Origin of the sequence: Micromonospora tarapacensis (genome assembly GCF_019697375.1) — a bacterium.
In the GTDB taxonomy this organism is placed as follows: domain Bacteria; phylum Actinomycetota; class Actinomycetes; order Mycobacteriales; family Micromonosporaceae; genus Micromonospora; species Micromonospora tarapacensis.
In genome coordinates, this window is sequence record NZ_JAHCDI010000004.1 from 1,481,456 (window position 1) to 1,495,820 (window position 14,365).

At 71.8% G+C, this 14,365-nt stretch carries 12 protein-coding genes and 1 pseudogene; 5 read left to right on the forward strand and 8 right to left on the reverse strand.

Translation table 11 applies throughout. The features are described from left to right. Positions 1–322: 322 nt before the first annotated feature. From KIF24_RS12715 to KIF24_RS12735, 5 genes are all read right to left on the reverse strand, one after another. Positions 323–1,813 (reverse strand): ATP/GTP-binding protein, encoded by a 1,491-nt coding sequence (locus KIF24_RS12715; protein WP_221084219.1) that lies wholly within the window; start codon positions 1,811–1,813, stop codon positions 323–325. Positions 1,814–1,821: 8 nt separating this feature from the next. Beyond that, positions 1,822–3,288 carry an SCO6880 family protein gene (locus KIF24_RS12720; protein WP_221084220.1) on the reverse strand — a complete coding sequence of 489 codons (1,467 nt, stop codon included), beginning with the start codon at positions 3,286–3,288 and terminating at the stop codon, positions 1,822–1,824. A gap of 1,300 nt (positions 3,289–4,588) precedes the next feature. Continuing rightward, positions 4,589–5,260 carry a hypothetical protein gene (locus KIF24_RS12725; RefSeq protein ID WP_331461097.1) on the reverse strand — a complete coding sequence of 224 codons (672 nt, stop codon included), beginning with the start codon at positions 5,258–5,260 and terminating at the stop codon, positions 4,589–4,591. Between the two features lie 91 nt (positions 5,261–5,351). After that, complete coding sequence (locus KIF24_RS12730) at positions 5,352–5,651, reverse strand: hypothetical protein (RefSeq protein ID WP_221084222.1); 300 nt, start codon at positions 5,649–5,651, stop codon at positions 5,352–5,354. Continuing rightward, positions 5,648–6,094, reverse strand: coding sequence for a hypothetical protein (locus tag KIF24_RS12735; RefSeq protein ID WP_221084223.1), 447 nt, complete (start codon positions 6,092–6,094; stop codon positions 5,648–5,650). Before KIF24_RS12735 ends, KIF24_RS12730 begins: the two co-directional genes overlap by 4 nt. Before the next feature lie 566 nt (positions 6,095–6,660). Between KIF24_RS12735 and KIF24_RS32685 the strand changes: the two genes are divergently transcribed. Continuing rightward, a complete protein-coding gene (locus tag KIF24_RS32685; RefSeq protein ID WP_230415529.1) occupies positions 6,661–6,927 on the forward strand; it encodes a hypothetical protein in 267 nt (88 codons plus the stop codon). After that, a complete protein-coding gene (locus KIF24_RS12745) occupies positions 6,924–8,060 on the forward strand; it encodes a M23 family metallopeptidase (RefSeq protein WP_221084225.1) in 1,137 nt (378 codons plus the stop codon). The genes KIF24_RS32685 and KIF24_RS12745 overlap by 4 nt, the downstream gene beginning before the upstream one ends. A 156-nt stretch (positions 8,061–8,216) precedes the next feature. Here KIF24_RS12745 and KIF24_RS12750 read toward each other — a convergent pair whose 3' ends face one another. The 3 genes from KIF24_RS12750 to KIF24_RS12760 are packed head-to-tail and all read right to left on the reverse strand — an operon-like array spanning position 8,217 to position 10,134. Beyond that, complete coding sequence (locus KIF24_RS12750; RefSeq protein ID WP_221084226.1) at positions 8,217–8,699, reverse strand: Rieske (2Fe-2S) protein; 483 nt, start codon at positions 8,697–8,699, stop codon at positions 8,217–8,219. A gap of 27 nt (positions 8,700–8,726) precedes the next feature. After that, positions 8,727–9,359, reverse strand: a complete 633-nt coding sequence (locus KIF24_RS12755; protein WP_230415531.1) for a DUF6529 family protein — start codon at positions 9,357–9,359, stop codon at positions 8,727–8,729. Between the two features lies 1 nt (position 9,360). Further along, positions 9,361–10,134, reverse strand: coding sequence for a hypothetical protein (locus KIF24_RS12760; RefSeq protein ID WP_221084227.1), 774 nt, complete (start codon positions 10,132–10,134; stop codon positions 9,361–9,363). 391 nt (positions 10,135–10,525) lie between these two features. On the opposite strand from KIF24_RS12760, the gene KIF24_RS12765 reads away from it, so the two are divergent. From KIF24_RS12765 to KIF24_RS32695, 3 genes and pseudogenes are all read left to right on the forward strand, one after another. Further along, positions 10,526–11,062 carry an HPP family protein gene (locus tag KIF24_RS12765; RefSeq protein ID WP_221084228.1) on the forward strand — a complete coding sequence of 179 codons (537 nt, stop codon included), beginning with the start codon at positions 10,526–10,528 and terminating at the stop codon, positions 11,060–11,062. Positions 11,063–11,171: 109 nt separating this feature from the next. After that, positions 11,172–11,945, forward strand: a pseudogene (locus KIF24_RS32690) (condensation domain-containing protein); the annotation flags it as partial. 100 nt (positions 11,946–12,045) lie between these two features. Continuing rightward, the gene (locus tag KIF24_RS32695; RefSeq protein ID WP_331461098.1) at positions 12,046–14,346 is read left to right on the forward strand and encodes a non-ribosomal peptide synthetase; all 2,301 of its coding nucleotides are present in this window, start codon (positions 12,046–12,048) and stop codon (positions 14,344–14,346) included. Positions 14,347–14,365: the final 19 nt, after the last annotated feature.

A 14,365-nucleotide genomic window follows, 5' to 3' on the forward strand; every position in this document is an offset into this window, starting at 1 on the left:
CTGGCCATCCGCCGGGCGGCCGGGTCGACCCGGGTCCGCCGCCTGCCGGTCCGCCGCCTGACCACCATCACCGCCGCGATCAGCAGCAGCAGCACGGCGATCAGACCGGCCGCGACGAGGGTGCACGCGGTGGTCCAGGTGATGTCTCCCCGCAGTACCGCTAGCGTCACCTGGATCGGGTGGCCGCCGGTGTGGCCGGGTGGGCGGGTCAGCACCACCGGTAGCCACACCGTGCCGGCGAGGACCACGAGCAGGGCGGCGAGCCCGCCCACGATCAGGCCGGCGTCGTCGTGGCCACCACGCGGCCCGGCTACCCGCCGGTTCACGTCATTGTCCAGCGGAAGTCGGTGTTGCCGAGCTGCTTCTCCACCTCGGTCGGTTCCAGGTGTATGGGGATACCCGGCCTCGATCCGACCTTGATCAGGAAGTTTCCGCGCCCGACGGTCTCGCCGCCCTCGGCGGCAGTCCACGACGGTGGCGCCGACCAGGACAGCACCTCACGCCGTTCGGCCTGCGACAGCGGCCGGACCCGGGAGACGGAGTCCAGCTCCTGCTCCGAGCAGGGACCGATCATCAGCACCGCGGACCGTTCGGCGAAGCCTCTGGCTTTGGCCCGGTCGTGGGCGGTGGGCAGTGCCTCCAGGTCGGCGAGAGAGTGGGTGATGAAGGCGGTGCCGGTGCCCTTCTGCCGGTTGAGGCGGGTGAGTCCGTCGGCGCGGTCGACCAGGCCGTGCCCGACCCGCAGCGCCCGCCACAGCTCGTCGAGCACGGTGAAGAAGGTGCGGGCGGGCGCGAGGCCGAGGTCGGCCATCAGGTGCGCGGCCTCGACCTGCGCGAAGCCGTACGACCAGGTCGACAGCAGGGTCGCGGCGGTGCGCAGTTCGTCGGTGTCGTCGATGCCGGAGATGTCGACGCAGACGGCGGGGGTGTCGAGGCGGATGGCGGTGGTGGTCTGCCCCTCGAAGGTGTCACCGAGCGGGCCGTGTAGCAGCGCCAGCAGGGTGCGGTGCAGGCCGTTGGTCTCTTCCCGGAACCGGGGGAGGTCTTGCTCTTCCTGCCAGAGGGTGACGGCGCGGACGTCGGCGGGGGCGTCGCGCAGGATGCGCAGGACGTCGGAGAGCACCGGCGGGGTGTCGGTCTCGCGTTCGGCGAGGTAGCGCAGCGCGGCAGCGAGGACGGTGGTCTCGTCGGAGCTGACGGGCCCGCGCCGGATCAGGGTGGCCAGGGCGACCAGCATGTTCAGCCGCCGGTCGGTGACCGCCGCGCGCACGACAGCGCCGGTGCGCTCGTCGACCCGGTCGAGGACCTGGCGCCACGGTCCGGCGTCGAGGGGGTTGATCCGGTCGAGGCCGGGCCCGATGCGCAGGACCTGCCCACCGAGGGCGCGGACCAGCTGCGCGTAGTCGGGCTTGAGGTCGCCGAGGATCAGCGGGGTCACGCCCTGGGCGGTGAGGCCGAGGACCATCCGGCGTACGGCGGTGGACTTGCCCATGCCGGGTTCGCCCTCGATCCACACCGACGGGTTGTTGATCAGCCGGGCCCGGGTGTACCAGGAGATCGGGTCGAAGCACACTGCCGAACCGGTGTAGAGGTGCCGGCCGACGGGCACCCCGATCATCGGTGTCGACGCGCCGGTGCCGAACGGGAACAGGCCGCAGACCTGCACGGTGGTGCCCCGGTACTCCGTCGGCGGTTCGATCCACGACCAGCGGCCACCGCCGGGCCCGGCGTAGCCGAGCCGGCCCGGCCGGCGGGTGGCTGGTCGACGCGGTGGTGGCGTCGGTGGGGTGCGGTCCCGGGTGCTGATGGTCATGTCACGGCCTAGAACGGGATGGTGGAGTGGGTGGGCAGCACGACACCGGCGGGCAGGCCGGCGGCGAATCCGGCGGCCTGGCAGCCGTACATCGGCCGCAGCACCAGCCGCGCCTCTCCGGCGCGGGCCCGGATGATGCCGGCAGCCTCGTCGAGCTGCTTCTCGTCGGCGACGGTGGCGGTGACAAGCACGGTGAACCGGACGACACCAGCACCGGCGGCTTCCTCCTCCGCGGCCTGATCGGCGGCGACGACGTCGGTCATGTCCCGGGCGCTGGGCCGGTGTTTCTTGCTGGCCAGGAAGCGAGCGTCGCGCTTGTCGGCCTCCACCAGCCGCGCGGCGTCGCCGGGGGGGTAGGGCCGGTAGACCATGGTCACCCGTTTGCGCAGCAGTTGCGGGTCGGGGTCGGTGAGCCGGGCGAACAGTCGCGAGTACACCACGCCCCGGGGAGCCTCCACCATGCACCAGGTCCGCGAGAACGCCGAGTCGTGCCGGTAGGCGTCCCAGCTCTCCCGGGTGGCCACCGGCCCGGCCTGCGGCCAGTCCGGGGTCAGCTGCGGATCCCGGGCGAGATCCGTGGCGACGGCCGGGTCGTAGGCGGCCCGCACCACGGCGGCGAGGCTGCGCGCGGATAGCGGCGTGATCCCGGCGCCGGTCGCGCCGGTCAGCCCGGCGTGCAGGTGCGGCAGCCGGCCGGCGACCTCCCGGCAGACGTCCTCGTGGGACAACGCCCTGCCAGGTGGGGCGGCGTAGGTCAGCGAGACCCGGGTGTCGACCGTCGCGGAGCCTGCCGGGGACGACTCGACGACGTCGTTGAGCACTTGCCGGGCCAGCGTTGGGGCGTCGGGCCGGGACGTGGCGGCGACCTCGGCGGCGAGCCGGGTGCCGGGATCAGGGGTGGTCTCGACGGTGACCTGCGCCTGTACCAGGTGCGGCTCGCGGGACAGCGCCGACAACCAGGACGCCAGGTGCGCGACGCGGGCGTCGACGACCGCCTGGTCGACCAGGTCCAGCCCTTCCGGCGCGCAGCGCAGCGTGACGGTGTAGTGGCGGCTCTGCGGGACAACGACGACCGCGACCGTCCCGGACCGGCCGGTCTCCACCTCGTACACCTCGGAGCGGGCCAACACCCCAGGAAGCTGGTGGGCGGCGGTGGCCCGGGACGCGACCCCGGAGACGTAGATGTGGTGGCGGCGGGCCCGCGTCAGCCACCACGCGACCCGGGCGGTGATGACCTGGATTCCGGTGCGCCCGTTGACCCGGATCGCCAGCGGAGCGAGGACCAGGACACCGAAGATCACCGTGAGCAGCGACGCGAGCAGGGAGACCGGCAGCATGGCGGCGGCGAGCACCATGACCAGGAACGCCGCGATGGTGCCGGCCGGGCCGAGGCCGAACAGGCCAGCGCCGCGGCCGAGTCGCCAGTTGCCGTAGGTGCGCTGCCCGGTCGGTCGGTCCCGTACTCCGGTGCTCACGAGCCCTCACCGTCCACCGCGCCAGCGGCTGTCTCACCGACCTTACGGACGGCCGCTGGGCCTGCCTTCGCTGCGGCGATACCTCCGGCCACGGCGAGCCCAGCCGGGCCAGCAGCCGCTGCCGTACCGGTGCCCGCTGCCGTACCCGCAGCGGCACCGGTGCCGGCACCCGTGCTCGCGGCGGCCCCGAGCCGGCTGCGGCGCCACCGGCCGCACCCGAGCCGGCGCTGGTGCCGGCACCTGCGGTAGCCCCACCGGACGGACGCGGTGCCGGCACCGAGGGCGAAGCACCACCGGGCCGGTCGGTGCTGCCGCCGGTCTGGCCACCGGAGCCGCCACCACCCTTCCCACCGCTGTTGGCCAAGCGCACCGCGCCGGACGCGACCTGTCCGGCCGCCGAGACCGCCGCCATGCCGGCACCGCTGGATGCGCCGCCGCTGGACAGCACCGACACCGCCGGGGCGATCAGCCGCAGTAACGCAGGGAGCGCCACGATCGCCATACAGAACATCACCAAGCCGGTGAGCAGGTCCGTGAGGGTCTGGCCCTCGCCCACGAGCCAAAACACCGCGGCGTAGATCGTCGCAGCGGCCGGCTTGTACAGCACCAGGGCGAGCAGCCACGTCAGGTACCGGTTGCGTACCGCCTGCCCGGACCCCGAGATACCCGATGCGGCCGCCAACGGTAGTAGGCCCGCCAGCAGGATGAGCCCAGCGTTGCGGGCCAGCAGCATCAGCATCTGCACCATCGTGGCCAGGAACATCATCAGCGAAATACCGATCACCATGATTGGTGAAAAGGTGGCGGTGGCCGTCGCCGGAGCGAGCAAGAGCAGCCGAGCGCCGAGGTCACCACCGGCCGAGGCATCAAGGATGGCGTCCGAGTACTCATCGCCGATGACGATCAGTACCTGCACTGCTGGCACGCCGGCGCCGGTGATCACGACCAGGGCCACCAGGCCCTTGGCCATGGAGCCGGCCTCCCGGCCGTTTCGCTCGATGGCCAGCCGGATCGCTCCGACCAGCAGGGCACCAACCGCAACCGCAACGACGGCCCAGTTGGTGTAGGAACGCAGGTAACCGACGGTCCCCTCGCAGACCAGCCGCCCGGCGTCGTTGAGCCGGCACGAATCAGACGTCTCCGTCGTAGGAATCGCCAGCCAACCGGCGACCACCGCCCGGAGCATCTCCGCCGCAGCCTCGGAAGCTTGCGTGGCGATGTCATCGAGGTACCTGTTGGCGGCGCCTTGCACGACGCTGCCGCCGATGCAGGCAAAGTCGATTGGCGGGCACTCCAGCATCTACCGTGCCCCCCACTCGACAACTCCTGTCAGGTCATTGGTGACCCGATTGACAGAAACCCAGGCGCCTCCGGGCGGTGCCTGCATCCGCCAGTCGTCGTCGCGCCAGAGCAGCGTCAGCGACAGCACGTGGTAGCGCGGCGTACCGGCAGACGGCGCGCGGAGTACGAGCCCGATCACCGCGGTATCGGGGGTGTAGGACTGGTAGCTGAATCCCGCGATCTGGCTGAGGGAGCCCGGGTCTGCCGGCGCGTCGCTAGTGGTTTCCAGCGACTCCAGCAGCCGATCCCGGTCGGTACTGGGGATGAACTGGCGCTCGATGGTCGGCTCCCAGTACTCCCGTCCGAGGGAATAGCTGGACCTCATTCCGATCTGTGCTGCGGCGATCAGAGCGCCCTCGGGGGTGTGCGCGAAGCCTGAGGCTGTGGTGTCACCTGTCTGCCTGGGGCCGCCGGTGGTACTGACCGGCACAGCGAGAGGACCCACCAGTTCCCAACTGACGTCATTCGGTGCGGTCGTCGGCACTGCGGCGGATGGCGCCTGTCCTGGTGTACTCGTGGCGGCGGGAGGCTGCACGGTCGGCGGCGCCCCGTCGACGACGTCGGGGTCACCGCCACCTGGATTGAGAACGGCGATCAGCAGCCCAGCCACGAGGACGAGCGCCACCAGCACCGCGGCGGCGATGAAGCCTGGACGGGTCCAGGGCGGGCGTTCGGCGAAGTCCTGTGGGGAGTCTCGTGGTGTGCTGGGCATGTCAGTTCCCTCAGCCGATGAGCGCGCCGACGATCGCGGACGCGCTGCCGATCAGGACGCAGGCGGCGAAGACCCAGCCCAGCTGCGAGACGTTGGTGTCGTCGCCGCGGCGGTGGGAGATCGCCATCTTCGCTGCGGTGTAGAGCATCCCGGCGACGCAGGCCGCGACGGCCAGCCAGGCGATCCACTGGAGGATGAGCAGGACGCCGCTGCCGGCGACACCGGGAGGCGCTACACCACCACCAGGATCGGGGACGGTTCGCTGTGCCAGAGTGCTTCCGGCCTGCGCCAAGCCGTCGATCAGGGTCATTGTCGTCCTTTCTGCTTCGCCTGCAGCGTGTGCCAGATCGCGGTGCGCAGTGCCTCGATGTCGGGCGGGATGCCGATGTCGGTGGGCTCGTCGACGGCGAGCAGGTCGTCGGTCCAGCCGACGCGCCAGATCTGCGGTGCCCAGCCGCTGAGCAGCCGTAGGCGTTGGGTGGCGATGCGGGGAGGACGTCGTGGTGACGCGGCGACGGCGACCACGCCGAGCAGCCACGTCATCCGGGACACCCCGGCACGGCGGCGCCACTGCTCGACGGCACCGGTGGCGGACCAGGTGCCCGAGGCCGACGCCCGGCACACGAGCACGACCTGGGCGCCAGGCATCGCCGGCGTGAGCGCGGGCCACGCCGCGCCGAAGTCGGCGCCGAAGCCGACCAGCCGGGCGAGGGTGCTGGTGCCAGCGCCGCCGTGGCACCCGACCCACCACATCGACGGCCACCCGCCCTGGTGGTGATTCTGGGCAATCGCGGCAAGGGGAAGCTGGGGCACGGCGGTCGGGCGGGTGCGGCGTGCCGCGACTGCGCCGGTCTTCACTGTTCGGGCCTGAGAAGGGCCGCTCCACTACCGCCCGTCACGTGATGCCTCCCCCAAGTGCCGCAGTCATCGAAGAGTACCTGAAAGTAGCGATGTGATTCCGAACGGTTCTATTGTGATTGGTGAGTCAACACCGAAAGTGATCAAAGGGGTACGGGGAGAGTTGAATGGCGAGGGCAGCGCGTGCCGTCACTGTTGCTGAGCGGCTAAGTGGGCCGACTCGAGTGATGTGCGTCGTTGTTCTCGCGTTATGCCATGGAGGGTGCGCTGGACCCGCTGCGTCGACTGTGCCGGCTCCGGGCCGTAGTGGTCCGGTGTACCCGAGCCTCGGCCATCCTGTGGAGACGCCTACACCCGGTGAGTCCCCGGGGCGGGACGACCACGCTGGCGACGAGTCGACCGTCGCGATGCCGTCGGCGGCGCAGGCATTACGAGTAGCCGTACGGTTCGCGGCGGCGTGGGTGCGGTCTGACCTGCCGGCCGACGTGTGGTGGCGGCAGGTCGCGGTGGTGTGCGACGACGGGTTCGCCGAGCAGTTGAGAACGGTCGACCCAGCGCGTGTCCCGGCGCGCCAGGTGACCGGCGGGCCGGTGGCAACGAAGCAGCCGCGGGATGGCGCTGCGGAGTACGAGATTCCGACCGACAGCGGCACCCTGGCCGTCACGACGGCGGCCGTGCGCGGGCGCTGGGTGGTCGTCGGTGCCGACTTCCGGCGGACGATCGGATGACTCGGAAACCGATCGCTCTGGCCGTGGCGGTGTTGGCCCTCGGGGTGCTGCTGTGCGGTGGCACGGTGGTGTTGCCGGTGCTGATGTTGGGCCAGTCGCAGGCGGAAGCCGCGGCGTGCGAGGTCTCGACGCTTCCGGGCGAGGCGGCGCCTGAGGTGGGTCGGTGGAGCAGTGCCCAGGTGGCCAACGCGACCGCGATCGTCGCTGTCGGGCGGCAGCGGCAGGTGCCTGCCCGCGGTCACGTCATCACCTTGGCGGCGGCGATGCAGGAGTCCACGTTGCGCAACCTGGCGAACGCCACTGTGCCAGAGTCGCTGGCTCTGCCGCACGAGGGCATCGGTCGCGACCATGACTCGGTCGGGCTGTTCCAACAGCGTCCTGGTTGGGGCACGGTCCGCGAGCGGATGACGCCCAGTTACGCCGCAGCGAGGTTCTACGAGGCGCTGACGCGCATCGACGGGTGGGAACGGATGCGTCTGACGGACGCCGCACAGGCGGTGCAGCGCTCCGGCTATCCGGAGGCGTACCAGAAGTGGGAGGACGACGCCGAGATGCTGGCCGCCGCAGTGTTCGGCGTGCCGGACATCCGTGACATCGGCGGTGGTGCTCCTGTCGCACCCTGCGGTATCGACGACCTCGGGCCGGTGCCGGTCGGACCGAGTGGATGGGTGCAGCCGTTGCACGCGTTCGTCGGCAGCCCGTTCGGACCCCGCAACGGGCGGTTGCACGCCGGGGTGGACATGTCAAGGACCGACGTGCGTGGCGACCCGATCCGGGCCGCATCGGGCGGGCGCGTGGAGCAGGTCATGTGCGACTGGTACACCACGTGTGACCGGGACGGGCACACCCGCGCCCGAGGCTGCGGCTGGTACGTCGACATCCGCCACCCGGGCCACATCGTCACCCGATACTGCCACCTGATCAAGCGACCGGAGGTGTCCATCGGCCAGCAGATCGCCGCGGGCTCGGTAATCGGGTTCGTCGGGAACAGTGGCGGCAGTTCTGGCCCGCACCTGCATTTCGAGGTGCACGTCAACGTCCCGCCCGGCCCGTACAACGCCAACAGCAGCAACGCGGTCGACCCGGGTCCCTTCATGCGCGCTCGTGGCGCTCCGCTGGGTGCCGGACCATGACCAGGTCCGGTCCGCGTCGCGTCCTGACCATGCCCGGGACCCCTGCCCCCGGGTGGGGCAGGGGCCGTCCGGTGCGACGACGCAATCCGGACGGCCCCGCGCGGCCCGGGCCTGGGTGGGCCGCGTCATCGTGTTCGCATCGCCGAAGGCGAGCGGTCAGGCCAGCCGGATGGCGTCACCGTCGACCGTCACGGTCGCGGCGGGCAGCGGTGCGCCGGCCGGGCCGGAGCGTACCGAGCCGTCGGCGATGTCGAACACGCTGTTGTGGCAGGCGCAGACGATGGTGCCGTCGGCGACCGAGGTGACCGTACAGCCCTGATGGGTGCAGGTGGCGGAGTACGCCTTGATGGTTCCCTCCGTCGGCTGGGTCACCACCACGCCGGCGTCGGCGAAGATCGCCCCACCGCCGACCGGGATGTCGGCCAGGCTGGCCAGCGCCGGCGTGCCCGGATCCGCGTCGTCACCCGGCTCGGCGGTGCCGGACGGGCCGGCGCCGGTGGTCGGGGCGGGCGGCGGTGGGGGTGCCGCCGCCGGCTGGCCGTACGTCGCACAACCGGTCAGCGCGGCCACGCCCGCCGCACCGGTGCCGGCCAGCAGGGCCCGTCGCGACCGGCAGCAGCCGGCCTGCTCGTGGTTCATCTGAGGGTGCCTTGCCTTTCCGAGGGGTCAGAACTGGATGCCGAAGGTGGTGAAGTACCAGACCGACGAGGTCAGGAAGACACCGATCAGGGCGACGAAAACGACCCCGCCGATCGCCGGTAGCACCCAGCCGGCGAGACCGCGCTTGGGCAGGGTCAGCATCTTCGTGGCGAACGCCCCGAAGAAGAAGCAGCCCAGCAGGGAGTGCACCAGCGTACGGGTGTCGTAGTCGGCGAAGCCGAGCGCGTACAGGCAGTGCACGGCGACCGGGACGGTGAGCAGGAAGGCGACCCGGCCCGACCAGCGGTGCGCCGAGCCGGCCCAGGACGGGGAGAACCCACCGAGCCGGCCCCACATCGCCAGCGCGGAGAGCAGCTGGACGACGGCGAAGAACGCCGCGCCGGTGCCCAGCCACACCTTGACCGTCAGCGGCGAGGAGAAGCCGGCCACGTTGACCGCGATGCCGGTCGGGGTGTGGGTGCGGCCGTAGACGCCGAGCGCCACCGCCACCGCGGCACCGACGGCCAGCGGCACCAGCAGCGAGGGTCGCCGTCTCGGGACGCTCGGCGGCGGACCCCCGAAGTCGCGCGTCACCTCGACCATCGGTTCGGGCTGCCGGCGGGGCACGGTGCGTGCCCCGCCGTGACGGTGCTGGGACATGTCACCGCGCCCCGGGGATGACCGGCTCGGCGGTGATGGTGAGCCCGTCGACCATGGTGCTGTTGAAGGCGGGGTCCAGTGGCGGCGCGGTGATCGGTTTGCCGTTGCGGGTGACGATGCCGATCTGGGTGCTGTCGGGCAACATGATCCAGCCACCGTCGAAGCCGGCCCTGCGGGCCTCGTCGGTCACCCGGTAGATCGCCGGAGCGGTGCCCGAGCCGGACTTCACGACCGCCTCGTCGACGCCGGTGTCATCGGGGCGGGCGGTGAACCTCCACCGCCGGACGCCGACGACCATCTCGCCGCTGGCGTTGTCGCCGCGGATGACGCCGGTCAGCTTCGCGTCCTTGCCGGTCAGCTCGATCTTGCCGTCCTGGACGGTGCCGGACAGCCACAGTTCCATGCTCCGGCCGTCGCAGACGTATGCCTCGGCCCTGCCGTCCCGGACGGTGATCGCGATGGTGGCGCCGTTCTCCAGCTCGCCGATCCAGTTCTGCTCGACCGACGCCACCTCGGTCCCGGCCGACGGCGCGTCGGGATCCGTCGGCGGCGACGTGCCGGCTGGTCGCCTCGCGTCCGGGTCCGCCGGGTCCCCCTCGGCGGGAGCGTCCGCCTCGACGTCGATGTCGGCGGGCGGCGCCGGGGCGGCGACCGGTGGGCCGCTTCCGGCCGCGGGCTGGGTGCCCGGTGGAGATGCCTGTGCACTCATCGTGAACAGCACGGCGGCCGTCACCGCCCCTGCCAGGAGGGTGAGCAACGGGGTCTGGCGCTTCATGGGCCACTCCCTTCGCCCAGGAGATACGGCCGGCGGTGGTGGATCGGTTCAATCGGCGTCGAGGAACCTCCGGCATGATGTCGACAGTGCCCGGTTAGGCAACGGTTCTCGCCTACTCGCGTGGGATAGCCGTAAACAAACAACATCGGTGGTTGTCACTCCCGTGTCATGCGCTATCAAGTGACAGGATGCATCTAAAGCGATAGGCTTCCGGGCGTTGGATCCCACCGAACGGGTTCGGGGATCCAATGTCCTGCCTGGTAGTCGAGCTGCCCGGTGGGTCGGTCCGAGGTCTGGCCGGCCGGCCGGAGGCTCAGGTCGCGGGGCCGGGAAAGCGTCCACGGGGTCCGGTAGGAAAGCGGCAACGTCACGGCATCGCTGGGAGAATCGCGTGCTTGTCGTACGGTCGTTGGTTCGTGGGGTCGGTCGACGCTGGCCAGTTCGGACGGCGTTCCTCGCCGGGGTCGGTGGCACCCTGGGCATCGGTGCCGTGGGCACCCTCAGCCTGCTGGCCGGCGCCCCGCTGCTGATCGCCCCGCTGGGCTCGACCTGCATGATGATCTTCGGCGCGCCGCAGGCACCCTTCGCCCAGCCGCGCAACGTCCTCGGTGGGCACACCATCTGCACCCTGGTCGGCCTGGTCGTGGTGCGCGCGCTGGGCAACGCACCGTGGACGATCGCCGCGGCCGTCGGCCTGGCCATGGCCCTGATGGGGCTGACCCGGTCGTTCCATCCGCCCGCCGGCGGCGACACCGTGCTGGTGATGCTCGTCCAACCCGGCTGGCTCTTCCTCCTCGCCCCCGTCCTGCTCGGCTGCGTGATCCTCCTCGGCGTCGCGACGGCGTTCCACAACGCGCACGCCCGCGGGTCCTATCCGGCGCCGGCGCGGGACGGTCCCGGGGGCAGGGTGGTGGCCGCGGAGGGCTGAGCGGGAGCGGGCCGGGCTCCGCGCCGGGAGACAGGACGAGCCGTCAGGTACCCGTCGACCTTCGGTCCCGCACGACCAGGTCGCGTCGAGTTGGGAGAGGAACGAGCAGATGCAGCAGGGTGATACCGGCCGGAGCCTGTCGCTCGGGCAGGAGAGGTCCTGGTTCATCGACCAGTACGTGGACGCGCCCGTCGACGTGCTGGTCGAACGGGTGGAACTGCGGGGGCCGCTGCGGGCCGACACGCTGGGCGTCGCGCTCGGCGACATCGTGGCCGCCGCCGGGGTGCTCCGCTGGGCGATCGGCACCGAGCAGGGACGCGCCTGCCAGCGGCCCGCGGCGCCGATGCCGGCGGCACTGCCGGGGACGGACCTGTCCGCGCTGCCCGCCGCCGAGCGCCGGGAGGCGGTCCGGCGGGCCGTCGGGCGTGCCGCCGCGACCCGGTTCGACCTCGGCCGCGGCCCGCTGCTGCGGGCCGAGCTGTTGCGGCTCGCCGCCGACGAGCACCTGCTCCTGTTGACCGCGCACCGCGCGGTGGTCGACCCGACCTCCCTCTCGCTGCTCGTGGCCCGGCTCGGCGCGGCCTACCGGGCCCGGCTCGCCGATCCCGCCGCGCCGGGTGGCACGGCCGACGGAAACGACTTCGTCGCGTTCGCCGAGCGGGAACGCACGGAGGCCGAGGCCGCCCGGGCGGTCGCCGGCGCCGCCTGGCGCGAGCATCTCGCCGACGTCGCGCCGCTGGAGCTGCCGACCGACCGGGTGCGCGGGGTCCAGCCCCGGTACGAGGCCGGCGCCGCCGACGTCCTGCTGCCGACGGTCCTACACGAGCAGTTGTCCGGGCTGGCGGCCCGGCTCGGCGTGCGTCCGGGCGATGTGCTGCGTGCCGGCTTCCAGGCGCTGCTGCACCGCTGGTCGGGCCAGCCGGTGCTGGCCGTGGGGTCGGCGAGGACCGGCGGGGCCGCTCACCGCCGACCTGGTCGGGCCGGTGGCCACCTGGCGGGTGCTGCGGTCCGAGACCGACGACAGCACGCCGTTCGTCGCGCTGTGCCCGCCGGGCGACACCCCGGAGCCGCTGCCGTTCGAAACCCTGGTCGAGGAGGTCCGTCCGCCCCGCGACCCGGCCCGCAGCCCGGTCTTCCAGGCCGCGTTCACGGCCCGGGAGCGCACCGCGCCGGCCGACTCGTTCGGTGTGGTCGCGGTGGTGGCGCAGACCGTGGTGCCGGCCGCGGCCACGCTGCCTGACCTGGCGCTGCTGGCCCAGCCGGACCCGGCCGGCACCCGACTCACCCTCAGCTGGCGGGCGGACCTGTTCGACACCGCCACCATGGAGCGGATGCTCGGCCACTACGTCAACCTGCTGCGGGCCGCCGTCGCCGACCCGGACACCCCGGTGCACCGCCTGTCCATCATGGACGACGCGGAACGGGATCGGCTGCTCGACGAGTTCAACCGCACCGACGCGCCGTTCCCGCGCGACGCCACCGTGCACGAGCTCTTCGAGGAGCAGGTGCTGCGCACGCCGGACGCCCGTGCGGTGACGATCGAAGGGCAGCACCTGACCTATCGCGAGCTCAACGAGCAGGCGAACCGGCTGGCCCACCGGCTGCGGGCCGGCGGCGTCGGGCGGGGCACCCTGGTCGCCCTCTGCCTGGAGCGGTCGCTGGAGCTGATGGTCGCCGTGGTGGCGGTGTTGAAGTCCGGCGGGGCGTACGTGCCGCTCGACCCGGCCTACCCGACCGACCGGCTGGCCTTCATGCTGGCGGACACCCGGGCCGGATTCCTGGTCACCCAGGAGCGGCTGCGTGAACTGGCGCCGATCGGCGACGACGTCGTGGTCCTCGTGCTCGACGACCCCGGCGACGCGGCGTCGCTCGCCGCACAGCCCGCGGCGAATCCGGTCAACGAGAACACCGCCGACGACCTGACCTACATCGTCTACACCTCGGGGTCGACCGGTCGGCCGAAGGGCGTCGAGACGATCCACCGTGGCGTGGTGCGACTGGTGATCAACACGGACATCCTCCAACTCGACGAGCACACCAGCTATCTGCAGATATCGCCGCTCTCCTTCGACGCCTGCACGCTGGAGATCTTCGGCCCGCTGCTCAACGGCGGGCGGGTGGTGCTGCTGCCACCCGGGGTGCCGACGCCCGCCCGGGTCGCGCGGACCGTCCGCGAGCAGGGGGTGGACACGCTCTGGCTGGTCGCACCGCTGGCGAACCTCACCATCGACACCCACCTGGAGGACCTGCGCGACCTGCGGCAGTTCATGGCCGGTGGGGACGTCCTCTCGCTGCCGCACATCCGGCAGGTGCTGGAGCGGCTGCCACACGTGGCGATGGTCAACGGCTACGGCCCGACCGAGGTCACCGCGTTCAGCGTCAGCCACAAGATCACCTACGTTGACCCGGACTGGCCGTCGATCCCGATCGGCCGACCGATGCACAACACCACTGCGTACATCCTCGACCCGTTGGGCCAACCGGTGCCCATCGGCGTCTGGGGCGAGCTGTACCTCGGCGGCCCCGGGGTGGCACTGGGCTACCACAACCGACCCGACCTCAACGCCGAGCGCTTCCTGCCGGACACCTTCCGTCCCGGCGAGGGTCACCAGCTCTACCGCACCGGCGATCGCTGCCGCTGGCTGCCGGACGGCACCATCCAGTTCCACGGTCGGCTGGACACCCAGGTGAAGATCGACGGGCTGCGCGTCGAGCTGGGCGAGATCCAGAGCACGGTCGCCGACGACGAGTCGGTGGCCGCGGCCGTGGTCACGGCGCCGGTGATCGGGGCGCGCCGCACCCTGGTGGCGTACGTCGTGCCGGCGGACCCGGAGACCTTCGACCCGGCCGTCGTGCGGGCCCGGGTCGCCACCGCCTTGCCCAGCGTCATGGTCCCCGCTCACTACGTCACGATCCCCACCATCCCGCTCACCCCGAACAACAAGGTCGACTTCCGGGCGCTGCCCGAACCGGAACTGGCTGCCGGCGGCACCCACCGACCGCCGGAGAGCGGCACCCAGCAGACGGTCGCCGAGATCTGGCAGGAGATCCTCGGCGTGCCGTCGGTCGGCCTGGACGACAACTTCTTCGAGCTGGGCGGGCACTCACTGCGCGCCGTGCCGATGATCGCGGCGGTCAGCATGCGGTTCGGTGTCGACCTGGCGGTTCAGGACATCTTCGAGGTGCCGGTCCTGGAGTCGCTCGCCACCCGAATCGAGGAGCGGATGCTGGAAGCCATCCCCGCAGAGGAGTTGGAGCGTATGTTCGCAGACATCGGCGGCTGAAGCCGCAATTGCGGACCGG

Excerpts from the sequence above, each read along its gene's own strand:
- KIF24_RS12715 (WP_221084219.1), bottom strand. The coding sequence starts at position 1,813 with ATGACCATCAGCACCCGGGACCGCACCCCACCGACGCCACCACCGCGT.
- KIF24_RS12730 (WP_221084222.1), bottom strand. The coding sequence starts at position 5,651 with ATGACCCTGATCGACGGCTTGGCGCAGGCCGGAAGCACTCTGGCACAG.
- KIF24_RS12735 (WP_221084223.1), bottom strand. The coding sequence starts at position 6,094 with ATGTGGTGGGTCGGGTGCCACGGCGGCGCTGGCACCAGCACCCTCGCC.
- KIF24_RS12745 (WP_221084225.1), top strand. The coding sequence starts at position 6,924 with ATGACTCGGAAACCGATCGCTCTGGCCGTGGCGGTGTTGGCCCTCGGG.
- KIF24_RS12750 (WP_221084226.1), bottom strand. The coding sequence starts at position 8,699 with ATGAACCACGAGCAGGCCGGCTGCTGCCGGTCGCGACGGGCCCTGCTG.
- KIF24_RS12755 (WP_230415531.1), bottom strand. The coding sequence starts at position 9,359 with ATGTCCCAGCACCGTCACGGCGGGGCACGCACCGTGCCCCGCCGGCAG.
- KIF24_RS12760 (WP_221084227.1), bottom strand. The coding sequence starts at position 10,134 with ATGAAGCGCCAGACCCCGTTGCTCACCCTCCTGGCAGGGGCGGTGACG.